Source organism: Mesorhizobium sp. B3-1-9 (assembly GCF_006439595.1).
Taxonomy (GTDB): domain Bacteria; phylum Pseudomonadota; class Alphaproteobacteria; order Rhizobiales; family Rhizobiaceae; genus Mesorhizobium.
Window position 1 is genome coordinate 265,998 of sequence record NZ_VFTJ01000003.1, and the last position, 16,472, is coordinate 282,469.

Consider the following 16,472-nt stretch of genomic DNA (forward strand, 5'->3'; position numbering starts at 1 on the left):
GCGCGATGACCAGCGAAGCGCCACCCTTCTGGTGGGAAAAGCCGGACTGGCGCGTGCTTGCGCTGTCGCCTGCATCGGCGATCTATGGGCTGGTCGCCGGCCGCCGCATGCGCCACGCCCCGCGCGAGAAGGTCGCAGCGCCGGTCCTGTGCGTCGGCAACCTTACCGTCGGCGGCAGCGGCAAGACGCCGGTCGCCATTGCTCTGGCCAAGCAAGCCAGGCGCATGCGGCTCACGCCAGGCTTCCTGTCGCGCGGCCACGGCGGGTCGTTCGCCAGGCCGCATGTCGTCGATGCGCATCATGACGCCGCCAAGCATGTCGGCGACGAGCCGCTGCTTCTGGCCGAACATGCGCCGGTTGCGGTGACGGCGAACCGCGCCGCCGGCGCGAAGCTGCTCATCGAGGAACATGGCTGCGACTTCCTGATCATGGATGACGGCTTCCAGTCGGCGCGAATCCACATCGACTATGCGCTGGTCGTGGTCGACGCCCGCTTCGGCATCGGCAACGGCCGTGTCATCCCGGGCGGGCCGCTCCGCGCCAGGGTCGTCGACCAACTGGTCTTCACCAGCGGCCTGCTGAAGATGGGCGAGGGGGCCGCCGCCGACGGCGTCGTGCGCCAGGCGGCGCGCGCCGGCCGGCCAATCTTCCTGGCGCAGGTCGAGCCGGCCAACCCGTCACGCTTCGCCGGCGGCCGCTTCCTGGCCTTCGCCGGCATCGGCCATCCGGAGAAATTCTTCGACACGGTGCGCGGCGCGGGCGGCGAAGTCGCGCTGTCGCGAGCCTTCCCGGACCATCATTTCTACGCCCAGGACGAGCTAGGCGACCTCCTGACGCTTGCCTGGCAGGAGGGGCTGCGCCTCGTCACCACGGCAAAGGACGCCGCGCGGCTGCGCCATGGCGAGACGCCCTCCGGTTTCCTCGACCAACTGGACGTGCTCGATATCGAGGCCGTGTTCGAGCTCGATCATGTGCCCGAACGCATCGTAGACGAGACGCTCGACGCCTGGCGCCTGCGCAAGATGCGGGGCTGAGCTTCGAGCGTGGTGCCGAAAAGGATCAAGCGGTCTTCAGATCCAGCGCCGGCTTGCCCGGTGCCCGCCGTCAATTGCCGTCGATCAGCCGGCGGAAGTAGCGAACCGTCTCGCCGAGCCCATCTTCGAGAGTGACGCGAGGAGACCAGTCCAGCGTCGCTCGCGCCAGGCCTATGTCGGGTTGGCGCTGGCGGGGATCGTCCTGCGGGAGGGGCTTGAACTCGATTTTGGACTTGCCGCCGACGATACCCAATACAAGTTCGGCCAGTTCCAGGATCGTGACTTCCGTCGGGTTCCCAACGTTGAGGGGGCCCACGAAATCGTCGGGCGTAGCCATCATCCGAACCATCGCGTCGACGAGGTCGTCGACATAGCAGAAGCTGCGCGTGTGGCTTCCGTCGCCGTAGATGGTTATGGGGTCGTTCCGCAGGGCTTGGACGATGAAATTGCTGACCACCCGTCCATCCGACGGGTGCATGCGCGGCCCGTATGTGTTGAAGATGCGCACCACCTTGATGGGTAATTTCGACTGGCGCCAGTAGTCGAAGAACAGCGCCTCGGCGCATCTCTTGCCTTCGTCGTAGCAACTGCGCGGCCCGATCGGATTGACGTGACCCCAATAGGCCTCGGTCTGAGGGTGGACTTGCGGATCGCCATAGACCTCGGATGTCGATGCCTGAAGGATCCTGGCTCCGGAAGCGCATGCGAGATCGAGCATGTTGATCGCTCCATAGACGCAGGTCCTGGTCGTCTCGATCGGAATGCGCTGATAGTGAACGGGCGAGGCCGGGCAGGCGAGATTGAAGATCTCATCCGTTTCGACTTTGAGCGGCACGGTAACGTCGTGCCTGAGAAACTCGAAATTTGGATTGCCCAGAAGGTGACGGATGTTTTCCTCCGAGCCGGTCGAAAAATTGTCGGCACATATTACCTGGCGTTCTTGTGCCAGCAGCAGGTCGCATAGATGCGAGCCGATAAAGCCGGCCCCACCCGTCACAAGAACCTTCACGATAACCCCCGTACCCATCGCCCTTTGCTGTCTAATAGCCTCAGAAAAGCGAAAGTGTCAGCACTGAAATGACGGCCTGGGACCGTCGATGGGAGGGGGAAGAGGAGGTGGCTACGGCTATCCTGCGCGCCGCATCGCCTTCAGGACCGCCTCGTCGCGCTCGACATTGAGCTTGCTTTCGAAGTCGAAATGCCAATCCCTGTCGCGCAGCGCGGAAGTCGAGGCGTCGCGGCGCCGGATTTTCTGGTCGAGGTCGGCGAGCGAGCGCGACCAATAGTGATTGATCCTCAGGATATCGAGCTGGGGAGGCACGCCGGGCGCGATGGTCCGTCGATGGGTGTCCATCCCTTCACCGGACAGGAATTTCGACTGATGGACGCCCGGCTTGTAGACCAGGCGGGGATTGAGGATTGTCTTGACCGTCGTGATGTCCAGCCCGGCTCGCATCGTGTAGGCCTCGACCACCCGCCGTTCCGGGCGCTCGACATGGCCGGAGGAGCCATAGAACGCTTGCCAGACGCAAACGCCTGGCAGGTCGCGATAGTCCCTCAGAACCGAGGGAACGTCACGTCCGTCGGGCGCGAAAAGAAACTCATCGATGTCGAAGAATCCGATCCACAACGCTTCACGCCAGTGCCTGCGGATGCAGTCCCTATAAGCCGACAGCTGCCCCACCGGCCGCGGCCAGTCGACCAGCGTAACCAGCCCCTCCTGCATGAACGGGTTCAACACGGCTTTGAAGTCGTCGGTCGAGAAGTTGTTGTAGAGATAGAAATGCTCAAATCCCACATTCTGGTGGAACCTGATCCATTCGGCCAGGAACGGCGCTTCCTCACGGAAGATGGCGCAGGCCGTCAGCTTGAATCGGGGCGCCCTCGACACTGCCCGATCGCGCAATCTCGCACGCATGACAAGCGGCATGCGAACAAGGGTCTTGAGAGATTTCCTGAAGTTTTTCAATGCAGTGCCCTAAGCGGTCGAGGTCGATGGCCGCGGTGCCATGGGCTCGCATGGCCTATCCCCGCTTGCGCAATTCCGGGTGCATCTCGATCTCGCGGGCAAGCGAGACCGCCGCGTTCACATAGGGCTCCTGCCGGGCGACGCTCCAATATTTGAGCTCGTCGAGGGGAATGTTTTCGCCCGTCACCGCGCAGCGCACGAAAGAGCCGGGACTGGTGACCTGGAAGTCGCCGTCGAGATAACGGATCCGGGCTTCCCTGCCGCCCGGGCCTTCGAAACGGTTCATCATGAAAGGACGCTTGAGTTCATCGGGTTTCAATCGCCACAAATCGCAAGCAACGTCAAGCTTGACGCAATGCTCATCCAGTATGGCTGAGCGGCAAAATGGTTTCCGGAAGCCGGCATGGACATCGCCTCGACCCGCTTGAACACGCTGATCAATGAGGCGCTCACGCCGCAAGTGGTGCCCTCGCCCAAGGCCGATCCGGCGACGACGGCTTTGATCAAAGCGCTGATCCAGCCGCCAGCGCCCACGACGGGGCAGGCGGCGCAAATCGCGGCCCAGTCGCTGCAAAGCGCGCAGCCGCGCCAGGCCGCTCAGGCATCGCAACGCTTGTCGTCCTCCGAGGTCGAGGACGCCTACCGGGCCGTCATGGAGCCCGATGCCGCCGCCGACGATGCGTCGGCAAGACCCTCGACCGGCCGGGCGGCGACGGATACCGATCAGGCCCCACGCGGCTTCGTACCGCCACCGACGGCGGTTACCGACAATACGTCCAGGCCCGCGGTTGCGCCGGCATTATCCACGTTTTCGCCGGCCATCGCTTCCGCTGCAGCGCTGGTCGCGGCCAATGCCAACGCGCCTCAGCCGCGCGGTGCCTCCGTCCGCCCGGCTGGACACGCCCCGCGATCGGAAGCCGCGCCGATATCCCTTTGGACGATCTCGGTTGTCACGGCCATCGTCTCTGCGGTGACGGCAACGATCATGGTGCTGCTGCTTCGCTAACCCCGCTCAGAGCAATGCCAGGAAAAGTGTGAGCGATTAGGCTTGGCGACTTCGCCGTTGCCTTTCCGTCCGGGATTGCGTCAAAAAATAAGGAGATGGAGTGGTTCGCCGTTTTCGTGAAACGGTGAAACGCTCCGATGCATGTCGCCCGGAAGTGCGCAGCGGTTCTGGGACAACGACATGCATCAAAACAAAGACTTAAGCGCGTCGCCTGAATCCGTTTCAGCGCGACGCGCTTTAGCCGTCGTCCTGAAGGAAAGCTTCGAGCTTTTCCGGAGCAAGCCCTGCCTGTTCGGCGATGCGCCTGGCAAGGTCCGCCGCCGCCGCGCGCGGCCGGCCGACCGGGCGGTCCATCCAATAAGACACCGGATTGAGCGCGACGCGCTCATCGACCGCGACGATACGGCCGGACCCGATCTGGTCCGCCGTGAGTGGCGGTCGCGCCAGCGCGATACCCAGCCCGTGCGCCGCCGCGTCGAGCACCAGATTATAGTCTTCGAAACGCCGGTCCTGCGGGCGCGGGCGATAATCCACGTCCTGCGCCGCGAACCAGGCGCGCCAAGCGGAAGCGTCGGAATCGTTGATCAGCGGGAATTTCAGCAGCCGGGCTGGGTCGCCTCGTCCGATCTCCTTCGCCAGCTCGGGCGAGGCGATCGGGAAAATATGCTCCTCAAACAGCTGCACCGAGACGCGGCCCGGGATGCGGCCGCGCCCGCAGCGCACCGAAAGGTCGATGCCTTCGTCGGCGAGGTCGGCCTGGCGGTTGTCGACGTCGAGCACGATGCGCAGCTTGGTCGGATGGTTCTCCAATACGGCCATGCGCGGCATCAGCCACAGCCCGCTCACCGACGGGATCGAGGCCAGCCGCACCACGGCGGTGCCGCGCGGCTCGACCCAGCGGTCGGAGTTGGACGAGATCAGCGCGAAGGCCTCGGTGGTCCGCAAATGCAGGCGGTTGCCCTCGATCGTCAGCGTCACGCCACGCGCGTTGCGCTCGAACACCTTCAAGCCAAGCCAGCCCTCCAGCTTGGCGATCTGGCGGCTTACCGCGCCATGGGTGAGGTTGAGTTTTTCAGCCGCCGCGGAAAAACTCCCCATACGCGCCGCCGCATCGAAGGCGCGCAAGGTTTCGAGCGGCAGTATCTGGTCAGAGCTGTGAGCCATGTTCACAGCTGACCCTCGAATTGGTCGTTTGTCAATTGCCCGGCAATGGCGTTTTCTGCGTCCATGGCACAGAAAGACAAGGTTACGGCAATGAGCGCTTACACCGGCACGTTGAATGAGACACAGCGCATGGACACCGCCGCCGCGGTCGCGATGACGTTGACGGTCATCGGCTGGGCCTCGGCTTTCCCGGCAATCCGCGCCGGCCTTGCCGCCTTCCAGCCGCTGGAGTTAGGGGCGCTGCGCTTTGCCATCGCGGCGGTTCCCGCCGCCATCTTCCTCGCGGTGAAGCGCCCGGCGCTGCCCAGGATCGACGAATTGTGGCGCTTCGGCTTCGGCGGCGCCATCTTCGTCGCGCTCTACACTGCCATGCTCAATTTCGGCGAGCTCACCGTCTCGGCAGGCGCGGCCGGCTTCATCATCAATGTCAGCCCGATCTTCACCGCCATCATGGCGATGGCGCTGCTTGGCGAGCGCTTCTCGGGGCTTGCCTGGCTGGGGACCATCATTTCCTTCGCCGGCATCGGCATCATCGCGGTCGCCGACGGGCACGGCCTGCATTTCAACGCCGGCGCGCTGCTGGTGCTGGGCTCAGCACTTTGTTCCGCCGTCAACACCATCGTGCAAAAGCCGCTCTTTGCCCGCCATCATCCGCTGACGATATCCGCTTCCAACATGGTGCTCGGCGCGCTCTGCCTGTCGCCGTTCCTGCCGGAAGCGTTTTCGCAGGCAGCGGTCGCCAACACCGCCGGTCTCGGCGCCGTCATCTATCTCGGCATCGTGCCCTCGTTGATCGCCTATGCCGCCTGGGCGACCGCGCTGTCGCGTCTGCCGGCCGCGCGCGCCTCGAACTTCCTCTATCTCGTCTCGCCGACCTCCGCCCTGATCGGCTTCTTCTGGCTGGGCGAAGTGCCGTCGCTGCTCGGCATCCTCGGCGGCGCGCTGGCGCTGGGCGGCGTGATCGTGGTGAATTTGAAGCGGTAGATCAGAGAGTTGGGATCGTTTCCAGACTCGATCGATGATTTGCGATCCGTCACCGATGCCCTCTGTGATGTAGGCACAGGGCGAGCTATCCTGATCCGACTTGATGAGGGGGACCGGGATGGGAAGAGGGCTTGTAGCCGCGTTTTTCTGTTTGCTCATGCTGAACGGGAAAGCCGACGCGGGCTGGTACCAGGTGGAAAACTACGAAGGCTCCATCGGGCCGAACCCGGTCCATTTCTCCCTGCAGCGCTATGCCAGCTTCGGCAGCGGCATCACCGTCGAGGGAAGCTATTTCTACGACGCCAGGCAAAGTCCCATTGCAATCTACGGCAAGGCGGACGGCCAAAGGCTCACGCTGTGCGAAATCGCGGACGACAAGGAATTCGAGCGCGTGTTGGTGATGGGGTCGAAGACACCTGTCGACACCACGGAATGTCCTTTCTCTCTCGAGATCGGTGACAGCGGCGCGGCGGGAAGCTGGAGCAAAGGCGTGGACAAGTTTCCCGTTACGCTCAGAAAGGTCGCGAGTCTCGACGATACAGGCGACCTGAAGATCGACGGGACCGTCGAAATTCCCTTTTGGGCTGAAACGAACCGCGACAGATTTGCGGGGATTTACACGAAGTCCGACGCCGGCATCTGCATGACGAAAATGCTGGTGATCGATAAGAAGAAAAAGAAGGCCGTTCAGGAGATCGGCTTCGACGACGAGGACTGCAACGCCGGTATGTCGACGACGCCCATTTACATGAACGTGCAAAAATGGGTGGAGGGCGGCAAGGTCATCATTTCAGTGGATTTTGGAGGCGGGAAATTCGCAAGCGCGAACGACTATGTCCTCAACCTCAAGACAAGAAAATACCATCTGAAGAAATGATGCTCAGGCACATCTCACCAACCTTGGCAATGCGCAACAGCCAAGATCACCGCCGCCCGAACAGCCTTTCTATGTCGGCCAGCTTGAGCTCGATATAGGTCGGGCGGCCATGGTTGCAGGTGCCAGACCCGGGCGTCGCCTCCATCTGGCGCAGCAGCGCATTCATCTCCTCGGCCTTGAGCAGCCGGCCCGAGCGCACCGAGCCGTGGCAGGCCATGGTCGCGGCGATCTTGTCCAGCCGTTCCTTCAGCGTCTCGACGGTGTCGTTGTCGGCGATCTCGTCGGCAAGGTCGCGCACCAGCTGCTGCACATTGGTCTCGCCCAGCATCGACGGCGTCTCGCGCACCGCCACCGCGCCGGGGCCGAAGCGCTCGAGACCGAGGCCGAATTTGGCGAGCGTGTCGGAATGCATCGCCAGCCGCTCGGCGTCTTCTTCCGGCAGGTCGACGATTTCGGGCAAAAGCAACATCTGCGACGGCACCGCGCGCGCATGCAGCGCATTCTTCAGCGCCTCGTAGACCAGCCGCTCATGCGCGGCATGCTGGTCGACGATGACGAGCGAATCCCGCGTCTGGGCGACGATGTAGTTCTCATGCACCTGCGCGCGCGCCGCGCCCAATACCATGCCGAGCAGCGCCTCGGTCGGCTCAGCGACGCCGGCCCGAGCGTCGGCACTGGCGAGCGGGCCGGTGTCGAAGGCGGCCTGCTCGTTCTCGGCAAAGCCATTGGACCGCGGCCTTGGTTCAGCGTAGCCCATGTCGAGTGGCCGCTGCGCCGAGCGCAACGGATCGAAGCCTCCGGAGCCGGAAGCGTGATAAGCGGCCTCGTAGCTGCGATGGCCGTTGGCCGGGCCGGCATGCGAGTAGGGCGCCGCCCCCGGCCGGAATGCCGCCATCATGCCGGCGGCACCCGTCGTCGCCGCGCGGATGCCAGCGCCGGCCAGCGCCTCGCGGATGGCGCCGACGATCAGCCCGCGCACCAGCCCGGGATCGCGGAACCGCACATCGGCCTTGGCCGGATGCACGTTGACGTCCACGGTCGATGGATCAAGCGACAGGAAGAGCACCGTCACCGCATGCCGGTCGCGCGGCAGAACGTCGGCGAAGGCACCCCGGATCGCGCCGGCGATCAGCTTGTCGCGCACCGGCCGTCCGTTGACATAGGCATATTGCTGCAGCGCGTTCGCTCGCGTGTAGGACGGGATCGAGACGTGGCCGGCGAGGTGGACACCCTCCCGCGCGGCATCGATGGCAATGGCATTGTCTGGAAAATCCTTGCCCATCACCTGCGCGACGCGGGCAAGGCGGCCTTCCGGCGTGTCGTCCGTAGCCGGCAGTTCCAGCGTCGAGCGGTCGGGACCGGCAAGCGTGAAGCGCACGGCCGGGAAAGCGATCGCGATGCGCTTCACCACGTCGCCGGTGGCCGAGCTTTCGGCGCGCTCGCCCTTCATGAATTTGAGCCTGGCCGGCGTGGCGAAGAAGAGGTCGCGCACCTCGACCGTGGTGCCGCGATTGGCCGCCGCCGGCTTCACCGGTAAGACGCGCCCGCCGTCGATGCCGATCTCGGCCGCGCTGTCGCCGCTTGCCGTGCGCGAGCGGATCGACAGCCGCGCGACGGAACCGATCGAGGGCAGCGCCTCGCCGCGGAAGCCGAGCGAGCGGATGTCGTGGATGTCGTCGGAGAGCTTCGAGGTGCAGTGCCGCGCGATCGCCAGCGCCAGCTCCTTTTCGGGAATGCCCGAGCCGTCATCGGTGACGCGGATGAGGTTCAGACCGCCGCCCGCCGTGACGATCTCCACGCGCGAGGCGCCGGCATCGAGGGCATTCTCGACCAGCTCCTTCACCACGCTCGCCGGACGCTCGATGACCTCGCCGGCGGCGATCTGGTTGATCATCGTTTCGGAAAGCTGGCGGATGGGCATGCGATCATTATAGGCGGATTCGCGGCCGGTGGGGGAGGGACAGAATGACGGCGGCGGTGGATCAGCTGGCGGCGCGGATCTCGCGCACCCCCTTGCGCAGCCGTCGCCGCAACAAGTTGCGCAACGTCACCCCATCGCCGTAGCCGACCTTGGCCGCGATCTCCTCTACGCTGTCCGATGTGGTTTTCAAGAGATGCACCGCCTGTTCGACGCGCAGGTCCTGGAAGAAGGACAGCGGCGTCTTGCCCAGCACATCGTTGACGCGCCGTGACAGTGTGCGCTTGCTGGCGCCGAGCGCCGCGGCCGCCTCATCGAGGTTGAAACCGTCGGCAAGCCGTCCACGCGCCCAGCGTTCGAAGCGCTCGACCAGCGGATTCGAATGGGCAAGGTGATCTGAAATTGCGTAGGCAGATTGGAGCGGCCGGCTGTCGACGATCAGATATTTCGCGGTCAGCGCAGCGAGTTCCGGACTTGCTTGCCGGATCACCAGCAAAGCGAGATCGATATGGCCGAGCGCTGCGCCCGCGGTGACGAATTGGCCGTCATTGACCAGCATGCGCGAAGCGTCGAGCCGTACTCCGGGATAACGCTGCCTGAACATCGGCGCCAACCACCATGTCGTCGTCGATGGCCGTCCGTCGAGCAGGCCGCTTTCGGCGAGAACGAAGGTGCCGATGCACGCCGCGCCGATGCGTGTGCCGTCGCCGGCACGAGCCTGCATCGCTTCGACCGCCGCGCCGACATCGCTCCGCTTCAGGGCAGCGCCCAGTGGCTCGGGCATTTTCTGGCCGAGCGCAGGGATCAAAAGCCAGTCGGGGGCTGGTTCGCTGCCAATCGGCACGGCTGGCACTTGCATTCCCTGTGCGGTGCGCACGCTGTCGCTAACCCCCACGATGGTGGTGACGAAGCGGTTGGGCGGCGCCGGCAGCATGGCGGCGAGTTCGTTGGCCGTGCCGAAGACGTCCAGAACGCAGGCCAGCCCGGTGTCGAATGCGCCGTCGAGAACAAGTACGGAAATGTTCATGGCAAGAATGATATCAAAGAAGTCATTTCTGCCAATACTGTTTTCGCTTTAGTGCTGCGACCCTGCTCCGCGACGGTCGATCTGGCCGTGCACCGAAGGAGAGAAGAAATGATCAAGCTTGCACTGTTCGCCCGTTTCGAAGCCAAGCCCGGCAAGGAAAAGGACGTCGCCGCCTTCCTGCAGGCCGGGCTGCAGCTTGCCAACCGGGAGGCCGGGACGCCGATCTGGTTTGCCCTGCAGCTTTCGCCAAGCGTCTTCGGCGTTTTCGACGCCTTTCACGACGAAGCCGGGCGCGAGGCGCATCTCACCGGCGAGATCGCCAAGGCCTTGATGGCCAATGCCGAGACGCTGTTTGCCGGACCGCCGACCATCGACAGGATCGATGTGCTCGGGTTGAAGAACGACGGCTCGGTGTGAGCCTGTCGGCCGCACCGTGAACTGGCTATACGCCGGCTTGCGGTGCGCAGTTTCACGCCTGCGCCACCAGCCAGTCCCTGACCCTGCGCGCATTGTCGCTGAGGTCGCGGTTCTTCGGCCAGATCACGTGGAAGCCGATGCCGGTCCGCATCACATGGTCCGTCACCGGCACCAGCAGCCCCGATGCCACCAGACGCTCGACCAGATGGCGCCATCCGAGCGAGATGCCTTGCCCCTCCATCACCGCCTGGATCACCAGGGCATAATCGTTGATGCGCAAGCCGCGCTCTGCGTTGCGCAGGCTGGTTCCGGCCGAAGCAAACCATTCGTCCCAGTTCGGCGCCTCGCGATAGGGCTCCTCGAGATGGATCAGCCGGTGCGTGGCCAGTTCCTCGACCGTCCTCGGCTTGCCGAATTTGGCGAGATAGCTCGGTCCCGCGACCGGGAAGATCTCCTCGTCGGAGAGCGACAGCGAGTGATAGTCCGGCCAGTCGCGCGGCACGCCGCCGCGCACCCCGAGCGGAATGCCCTCGGCGATGATGTCGAGATCGCGGTCGGCGGTCTGGATGCGCAGGTCGACGCCCGGCAGTTCGTCGCGGAACTGCTGCAGGCGCGGCATCATCCAGAACGAGCCGAAGGCTGTCGAGGCGGCAAGCGTCACGTGCCCGCCCGTCGCCTGCAGGCGCAGGTCCTCCGCCGATTTGCGGATATGCGACAGGCCGAGCGAAACGTCGGCATGGAAGCGCTCGCCGGCCTCCGTCAGAATCACCTGGCGGTGGCGCCGTTGGAAGAGCTTGGCGCCGAGCTGCTCCTCCAGGCCGCGCACGGCATAGGAGACGGCCGCCTGGGTCATGCCGAGCTCGCGTCCGGCGGCGGTGAAGCTCGACAGCCGGCCCGCGGCTTCGAAGACGATGAGGCTGCCGGCTGAGGGCAGGAGGTGGCGCAGGCTTCGCATAAGGTGAGCTTATACAGAAGATCAGGATTTTCCAGCGTCACAGCCATATTTTGCCTCGCTAACGTGAGTGGCGGGAAGAAGGAGGCTCCATGAACGCACCGGCCGTTGAATTGACCGAACAGACCCACCGCCGCGGCGGTGGCCGTCTTGGCCGCAAGGCGCTGAGAAGCGCGCCGATCGCGTCCTTCCCGACCCTTGTCCGCAAGATCCCCGCCTATGAGATCGTGCCTGACGAGGCGGTGGAGCTGATCCACGAGGAATCGCTCAAGATCCTCGAGGAGGTGGGGTGCGAATTCCGCGACGACGGGGCGATCGAGCTCTGGAAAGCGGCCGGCGCGGACGTGCAGGAGACGCGCGTCCGCATCGACCGCGCTTTGCTGATGGAACTCGTCTCGAAGGTTCCGGCGGAATTCACGCTCAACGCGCGCAACCCCGAGCGCACCGTGCGCGTCGGCGGCAAGAACTCGATCTTCGTGCCGATGTATGGCGCGCCCTATATCCGCGACCTCGACAACAAGCGCCGTTACGGCACGCTCGCCGACCTCAACAATTTCCACAAGATGGCCTACATGGCGCCGGCGCTGCATTCGTCGAGCTCGGTCATCTGCGAGCCGATGGAAATCGCCGTGCCGAAGCGGCATCTGCACATCATCCATTCGGCCCTGAAACATTCCGACAAGCCGTTCATGGGCATCGTGACGTCGAAGGAACGCGCCGAGGACACGATGGCGATGGCTGGCATCGTCTTCGGCGAGGACTTCGTGCGCGACAACCCTGTGCTGGTGGCGATCACCAACTGCAATTCGCCGCTGGTGTGGGACGCCACCATGATCGACGCCATGCGGGTCTATGCCAGCCACAATCAGCCGCTGATCCTGGCGCCCTTCGCGCTGTGCGGCGCGTCGACCTCGGCCTCCGCCGTCGGGGCTGTGGCGCAAGTCAACGCCGAGGCGCTTGCCGGCGTGGCCCTGACCCAGCTCATCCGCCCGGGCTCGCCGCAGATCTACGGCCAGTTCATGGTCACGGTCGACATGAAGACCGGCGCTCCGATGGGCGGCACGCCGGAGGCGGCCCAGATGATGTATCTGATGGGCGCGCTGGCCAGGAAATACAAATTGCCCTGGCGCACATCCGGCTTCCATGTCGGCTCCAAGCTCAACGACGCGCAGGCCGGCTATGAGGCGAACATGCTGATGCATGCCGCGATCCTGTCCGGCGCCAATTACATCTGGCATTCCGCCGGCTGGCTGGAAGCGGGCCTCACCTGCGGCTATTCGAAATTCGCCACCGACTGCGAGCAGCTCGTCGGCTGGTATAAATATGCCGGCGGCGTGCCTTTCGACGATTTCAAGGAAGCGATGGCGGCGATCCGCGAGGTCGGTCCACAAGGGCATTTCCTCGGCACGCAGCACACGCTCGAGCATTTCGAGAGCGCCTTCTTCATGCCGAACATCATGGACTTCAATTCCTTCGAGCAATGGAACGCCGAAGGCGCGAAGGACCATGACACGCGCGGTCGCGAAAAGGCGCGCGCCATGCTCGCCGACTACCAGGAACCGAAGCTCGACGAGGGCATTGCCGAGGGTCTCGCGGATTTGATCGCGCGGCGTGAGGAAAAGCTGCCGGACAGCGTTAGTTGATGGATAGCAGCGTTAGTTGAAACCAACCGGGCGAAGACCTGAAGAAATCAATGGGAGAACGAGAATGACACTTTTCAGAAGCAATGGTGACCGGGTCCCGGCCGCTATCGAAGCGATGGCAGAGGAAGCGCGGGCGGGTCGTGTCGACCGGCGCGAATTCCTGGCTCTGGCGAGCGCCTTCGGCGCGTCGACGGCTTTCGCCTATGGCATGCTCGGCCTTGCCGCGCCGACCAAGGCACTCGCCGATGAGCCCAAGAAGGGCGGAACGTTGCATGTCGCGATGTCGGTCAAGGCGCAGAAGGACCCGCGCACCTATGACTGGACGGAGATGGCGAACATCACCCGCACCTGGCTGGAGCCGCTGGTACGCTACACGCACCAGTTCACCTTCGAGCCGGTGCTGCTCGAAAGCTGGGACGTCAATGACGACGCCACCGAATACACGCTGCATCTGCGCAAGGGCGTCACCTGGAACAATGGCGATGCCTTCAACGCCGACGATGTGGTCGCCAATCTGAACCGCTGGTGCGAGAAGGGGGCGTCCGGCAATTCCATGGCCGCCCGTGTCGGCGCGCTGATCGACGCCAAGACCGGCAAGGCCAAGGATGGCGCGATCACCAAGGTCGACGACCACACGGTCAAGCTGAAGCTCAACGAAGCCGATATCGCCATCATCCCGGGCCTCACCGACTATCCGGCCCTGGTCGTCCACCGCGACTTCGACAAGGATGGCGCCGATCCGATCAAGAAGCCGATCGGCACCGGAGCCTTCGAGCTGGTGTCTTATTCGGTGGGGTCGAAGGCGGTCGTCAAGCGCCGCGAGAACGGCAAGTGGTGGGGCGGCGAAGCACCGCTCGACGGGGTCGAGTTCATCGACTACGGCACTGACTTCAACGCCACGCTGAATGCCTTCGATTCCGGCGAGATCGATCTCGATTTCGAGACGCCGGCCGACTTCATCGACCCGCTCGACAAGATGGATCTGGTGAAATCGGAGGTGGCGACGGCAACCACGCTCGTTGCCCGCACCAACGTCACGCACAAGCCCTATGACGACAAGCGGGTGCGCAACGCGCTGCAAATGGCGGTCGACAACAACCAGGTGATGCAGCTCGGCTACAATGGGCGCGGCACGGTCGGCGAGAACCACCACGTCAGCCCGATCCATCCCGAATACTACCCGCTGCCCAAGAAGGAGCGCGACGCCGCCGGCGCCAAGAAGCTGATGGCCGACGCTGGCCAGGCCGACTTCGAGCATGAGCTGATCACGGTCGAGGACGAATGGCAGAAGAATACCGGCGACGCGATCGCCGGCCAGTTGCGCGACGCCGGCATCAAGGTGAAGCGCACGGTGCTGCCGGGCTCGACCTTCTGGAACGACTGGACGAAATATCCTTATTCCATGACCATCTGGTACATGCGCCCGCTGGGCGTCCAGGTGCTGGCGCTCGGCTACCGCACCGGCGAGGCTTGGAACGAAACGGCTTATTCCAACCCGGATTTCGACGCCAAGCTCAAGGAGGCGCTGTCGCTCATCGACGTCGCCAAGCGCAAGGAGGTGATGAAGGATGTCGAGACGATCCTGCAGGACTCCGGCGTCATCGTCCAGCCCTTCTGGCAGAAGCTCTACTGCCATATGAACAAGAAGGTGAAGAACTACACGATGCACCAGACCTACGAAATGGACTTCCAGAACGTCTGGCTGGATGCCTGAGCGCGCCTGGACTTCATGAGCCGCAAAAAAGCCGATATGCAGGATGCGTGGTGGCGATCTTGCCACCACGCCGCCGAACCTCCGGAGATCCTGCATGAAGCCGATAGTGCTTGCCGCTGCCATGTCGATTGCGTTGCCCGGCGCCACGCTTGCCGGGCCGGCATCCAACGCCGTGAAGTTCTTCTACGTGCCGGAAGTGAAGTTCGAGGCGGACGCCAAATATCGCGACCGCTTCACCGAGCCGGTCACCAGGCTGTTCGAAGCCAACGACAAGGCGCAGAAGGAGAAGCCCGACGAGGTGTCCTGCATCGATTTCGACCCGGGCCTCGACGCCCAGGATTTCGATCAGAAGACCCTGTCGAAGACGCTGAAGCTCGCCGAGACCGTCAATGGCGACACCGCCGAGGTGACGGCGAACTTCAATCTTTTCCCGGAAGGCGATGACTCCAAACGCGAAATGGTGTGGTCGCTGAAGAAAGTGGACGGCAAGTGGAAGATCGCCGACATCACCTCCAAGACCAGCGGCTGGAAGCTCAGTGCGCTGGAATGCGGCGCCTCGACGGAGTGATGCCGTGCTTCGTCGTCTCGTCCTTTCGTTGTCGAGCTTGTCGATGCTGGCCGCGGGGCTGAACGGCGGCGCCTCGGCGCAGGGGCTCTTCGGCGCGCCGCCGCCGAGCGCGTCCTCGGGCGACAATGCGCCGGCGGACGACAAGTCGCCGCCTGCGGTCGGCAAGTCGCCGCCGGCGGTCGATACCTCGCCGCCCGCCGCAACCCAGGCGCCGGAAAGCAAGCCGGTCGAACTGCCGCCGCCCGCGCCTGTCCTGCCTGGATCGCCGACGGCGGTGGTCAAGCCCTTCTACGAACATCTCGGGCTCGAGCTCGATCCGGCCCAGCGCAAGAACTTCGTCGATCCGGCGAAAACCGTGCTCGACAAGAGCGATGCGCTGCGCGCCTCGGGGCAGGGCGAATGCCTGGATCCCAACATGGCGCTCGACAATGCCGACTATGACAAGCTCGCCATCGACAAGAGCCTGCGCACCATCGAGGCCGTCAATGGCGATCAGGCCAAGGTGGTCGTCGCCTTCGTCGTCGAAGGCCACCAGCATCGCCTTGAATGGAAGCTGAAGAAGGTCGGCGGCGGCTGGAAGATCTCCGATCTTCTGTCGGTGACCGGCGAATGGGCGCTCAGCCAGTACCAGTGCGAGTGATGGCGATTAAAGATCAGCGCCGGCGATCCTTCGCGCACCCTTCTGTCCTGCACAGAGGGGGGCGCTGTCCCGCCGGCTTCTCGCAACAAATTTCAACCCCTTCCGCGATAAGGCGCGACGCCGGTATCCGGCAGCCATACGTCCTTGGGCGGCGCGCCGGTCTGCCAGAAGACGTCGATGGGGATGCCGCCGCGCGGGAACCAGTAGCCGCCGACGCGCAGCCAGAGCGGTTTCGTCGCCTCGACGATGCGGCGGCCGATCATGACCGTGCATTCCTCATGGAAGGCGCCGTGGTTGCGGAACGAGGTCATGAACAACTTCAGCGACTTCGATTCCACCAGCGTCCGGTCGGGCGCGTAGTCGACAACGATGTGGGCGAAGTCCGGCTGGCCGGTGACCGGACAGAGCGAGGTGAATTCCGGGCAAGTGAAACGCACGATCGCCGGCGGGCCGTCGCCGCGCTGGAACGGCACGGTCTCCAGGACCGCCTGTTCGGGGCTCTGTGGCGTCTCGACGTGCTTGCCGAGCTGGGTGAGGTTCTTGGCGTCGGTCATGGGCA

The 16,472-nt window shown here is 64.2% G+C and carries 17 protein-coding genes; 9 read left to right on the top strand and 8 right to left on the bottom strand.

The window, feature by feature from the left end; all coding sequences use genetic code 11:
- The first annotated feature begins 5 nt into the window (after positions 1 to 5).
- Complete coding sequence (lpxK, locus tag FJW07_RS07550) at positions 6 to 1,034, top strand: tetraacyldisaccharide 4'-kinase (RefSeq protein WP_140855758.1); 1,029 nt, start codon at positions 6 to 8, stop codon at positions 1,032 to 1,034.
- Positions 1,035 to 1,104: 70 nt separating this feature from the next.
- Here the strand turns inward: lpxK and FJW07_RS07555 are convergent, their stop codons facing one another.
- The 3 genes from FJW07_RS07555 to FJW07_RS07565 form a co-directional block, all read right to left on the bottom strand.
- Complete coding sequence (locus tag FJW07_RS07555; protein WP_140855511.1) at positions 1,105 to 2,061, bottom strand: UDP-glucuronic acid decarboxylase family protein; 957 nt, start codon at positions 2,059 to 2,061, stop codon at positions 1,105 to 1,107.
- A gap of 99 nt (positions 2,062 to 2,160) precedes the next feature.
- Positions 2,161 to 2,925, bottom strand: coding sequence for a glycosyltransferase family 92 protein (locus FJW07_RS07560; RefSeq protein ID WP_226891841.1), 765 nt, complete (start codon positions 2,923 to 2,925; stop codon positions 2,161 to 2,163).
- Between the two features lie 133 nt (positions 2,926 to 3,058).
- Positions 3,059 to 3,292 (bottom strand): DUF2093 domain-containing protein, encoded by a 234-nt coding sequence (locus FJW07_RS07565; RefSeq protein WP_040986608.1) that lies wholly within the window; start codon positions 3,290 to 3,292, stop codon positions 3,059 to 3,061.
- Between the two features lie 114 nt (positions 3,293 to 3,406).
- Between FJW07_RS07565 and FJW07_RS07570 the strand changes: the two genes are divergently transcribed.
- Positions 3,407 to 4,009, top strand: a complete 603-nt coding sequence (locus FJW07_RS07570; protein ID WP_140855513.1) for a hypothetical protein — start codon at positions 3,407 to 3,409, stop codon at positions 4,007 to 4,009.
- Between the two features lie 237 nt (positions 4,010 to 4,246).
- On the opposite strand, the gene FJW07_RS07575 is transcribed toward FJW07_RS07570, so the two are convergent.
- Entirely contained in the window at positions 4,247 to 5,173 is a 927-nt protein-coding gene (locus FJW07_RS07575) for a LysR substrate-binding domain-containing protein (protein WP_140855515.1), read from the bottom strand.
- 90 nt (positions 5,174 to 5,263) lie between these two features.
- Here FJW07_RS07575 and FJW07_RS07580 point away from each other — a divergent pair, with 90 nt between their 5' ends.
- Complete coding sequence (locus tag FJW07_RS07580) at positions 5,264 to 6,157, top strand: EamA family transporter (protein WP_140855517.1); 894 nt, start codon at positions 5,264 to 5,266, stop codon at positions 6,155 to 6,157.
- Positions 6,158 to 6,275: 118 nt separating this feature from the next.
- Positions 6,276 to 7,034: a hypothetical protein gene (locus tag FJW07_RS07585; protein WP_140855519.1), complete on the top strand. Its 759-nt coding sequence runs from the start codon at positions 6,276 to 6,278 to the stop codon at positions 7,032 to 7,034.
- Positions 7,035 to 7,080: 46 nt separating this feature from the next.
- On the opposite strand, the gene mutL is transcribed toward FJW07_RS07585, so the two are convergent.
- On the bottom strand, positions 7,081 to 8,955 hold the full coding sequence (gene mutL / locus FJW07_RS07590; RefSeq protein WP_140855521.1) for a DNA mismatch repair endonuclease MutL: 1,875 nt from the start codon (positions 8,953 to 8,955) through the stop codon (positions 7,081 to 7,083).
- A 61-nt stretch (positions 8,956 to 9,016) separates the two neighbouring features.
- On the bottom strand, positions 9,017 to 9,979 hold the full coding sequence (locus tag FJW07_RS07595) for a helix-turn-helix domain-containing protein (protein WP_140855523.1): 963 nt from the start codon (positions 9,977 to 9,979) through the stop codon (positions 9,017 to 9,019).
- 108 nt (positions 9,980 to 10,087) lie between these two features.
- Between FJW07_RS07595 and FJW07_RS07600 the strand changes: the two genes are divergently transcribed.
- Complete coding sequence (locus FJW07_RS07600; RefSeq protein ID WP_140641219.1) at positions 10,088 to 10,396, top strand: antibiotic biosynthesis monooxygenase; 309 nt, start codon at positions 10,088 to 10,090, stop codon at positions 10,394 to 10,396.
- Between the two features lie 52 nt (positions 10,397 to 10,448).
- Here FJW07_RS07600 and FJW07_RS07605 read toward each other — a convergent pair whose 3' ends face one another.
- Complete coding sequence (locus tag FJW07_RS07605) at positions 10,449 to 11,351, bottom strand: LysR substrate-binding domain-containing protein (protein WP_140641221.1); 903 nt, start codon at positions 11,349 to 11,351, stop codon at positions 10,449 to 10,451.
- Between the two features lie 89 nt (positions 11,352 to 11,440).
- Between FJW07_RS07605 and FJW07_RS07610 the strand changes: the two genes are divergently transcribed.
- The 4 genes from FJW07_RS07610 to FJW07_RS07625 all read left to right on the top strand — a co-directional run bounded on the left by FJW07_RS07610 (position 11,441) and on the right by FJW07_RS07625 (position 15,913).
- Positions 11,441 to 12,991: a trimethylamine methyltransferase family protein gene (locus FJW07_RS07610; RefSeq protein WP_140855525.1), complete on the top strand. Its 1,551-nt coding sequence runs from the start codon at positions 11,441 to 11,443 to the stop codon at positions 12,989 to 12,991.
- Positions 12,992 to 13,055: 64 nt separating this feature from the next.
- Complete coding sequence (locus FJW07_RS07615) at positions 13,056 to 14,705, top strand: ABC transporter substrate-binding protein (RefSeq protein WP_140783488.1); 1,650 nt, start codon at positions 13,056 to 13,058, stop codon at positions 14,703 to 14,705.
- A 94-nt stretch (positions 14,706 to 14,799) separates the two neighbouring features.
- Complete coding sequence (locus FJW07_RS07620; protein ID WP_140855527.1) at positions 14,800 to 15,273, top strand: DUF3828 domain-containing protein; 474 nt, start codon at positions 14,800 to 14,802, stop codon at positions 15,271 to 15,273.
- Between the two features lie 4 nt (positions 15,274 to 15,277).
- Positions 15,278 to 15,913 (top strand): hypothetical protein, encoded by a 636-nt coding sequence (locus FJW07_RS07625; RefSeq protein ID WP_140855529.1) that lies wholly within the window; start codon positions 15,278 to 15,280, stop codon positions 15,911 to 15,913.
- A gap of 92 nt (positions 15,914 to 16,005) precedes the next feature.
- Here FJW07_RS07625 and queF read toward each other — a convergent pair whose 3' ends face one another.
- Complete coding sequence (gene queF, locus FJW07_RS07630) at positions 16,006 to 16,467, bottom strand: preQ(1) synthase (RefSeq protein ID WP_127303474.1); 462 nt, start codon at positions 16,465 to 16,467, stop codon at positions 16,006 to 16,008.
- Between the last annotated feature and the right edge of the window lie 5 nt (positions 16,468 to 16,472).

Coding starts and splice junctions, on each gene's coding strand:
- lpxK (WP_140855758.1), top strand. CDS start 6: ATGACCAGCGAAGCGCCACCCTTCTGGTGGGAAAAGCCGGACTGGCGC.
- FJW07_RS07555 (WP_140855511.1), bottom strand. CDS start 2,061: ATGGGTACGGGGGTTATCGTGAAGGTTCTTGTGACGGGTGGGGCCGGC.
- FJW07_RS07565 (WP_040986608.1), bottom strand. CDS start 3,292: ATGATGAACCGTTTCGAAGGCCCGGGCGGCAGGGAAGCCCGGATCCGT.
- FJW07_RS07570 (WP_140855513.1), top strand. CDS start 3,407: ATGGACATCGCCTCGACCCGCTTGAACACGCTGATCAATGAGGCGCTC.
- FJW07_RS07575 (WP_140855515.1), bottom strand. CDS start 5,173: ATGGCTCACAGCTCTGACCAGATACTGCCGCTCGAAACCTTGCGCGCC.
- FJW07_RS07580 (WP_140855517.1), top strand. CDS start 5,264: ATGAGCGCTTACACCGGCACGTTGAATGAGACACAGCGCATGGACACC.
- FJW07_RS07585 (WP_140855519.1), top strand. CDS start 6,276: ATGGGAAGAGGGCTTGTAGCCGCGTTTTTCTGTTTGCTCATGCTGAAC.
- mutL (WP_140855521.1), bottom strand. CDS start 8,955: ATGCCCATCCGCCAGCTTTCCGAAACGATGATCAACCAGATCGCCGCC.
- FJW07_RS07595 (WP_140855523.1), bottom strand. CDS start 9,979: ATGAACATTTCCGTACTTGTTCTCGACGGCGCATTCGACACCGGGCTG.
- FJW07_RS07600 (WP_140641219.1), top strand. CDS start 10,088: ATGATCAAGCTTGCACTGTTCGCCCGTTTCGAAGCCAAGCCCGGCAAG.
- FJW07_RS07605 (WP_140641221.1), bottom strand. CDS start 11,351: ATGCGAAGCCTGCGCCACCTCCTGCCCTCAGCCGGCAGCCTCATCGTC.
- FJW07_RS07610 (WP_140855525.1), top strand. CDS start 11,441: ATGAACGCACCGGCCGTTGAATTGACCGAACAGACCCACCGCCGCGGC.
- FJW07_RS07615 (WP_140783488.1), top strand. CDS start 13,056: ATGACACTTTTCAGAAGCAATGGTGACCGGGTCCCGGCCGCTATCGAA.
- FJW07_RS07620 (WP_140855527.1), top strand. CDS start 14,800: ATGAAGCCGATAGTGCTTGCCGCTGCCATGTCGATTGCGTTGCCCGGC.
- queF (WP_127303474.1), bottom strand. CDS start 16,467: ATGACCGACGCCAAGAACCTCACCCAGCTCGGCAAGCACGTCGAGACG.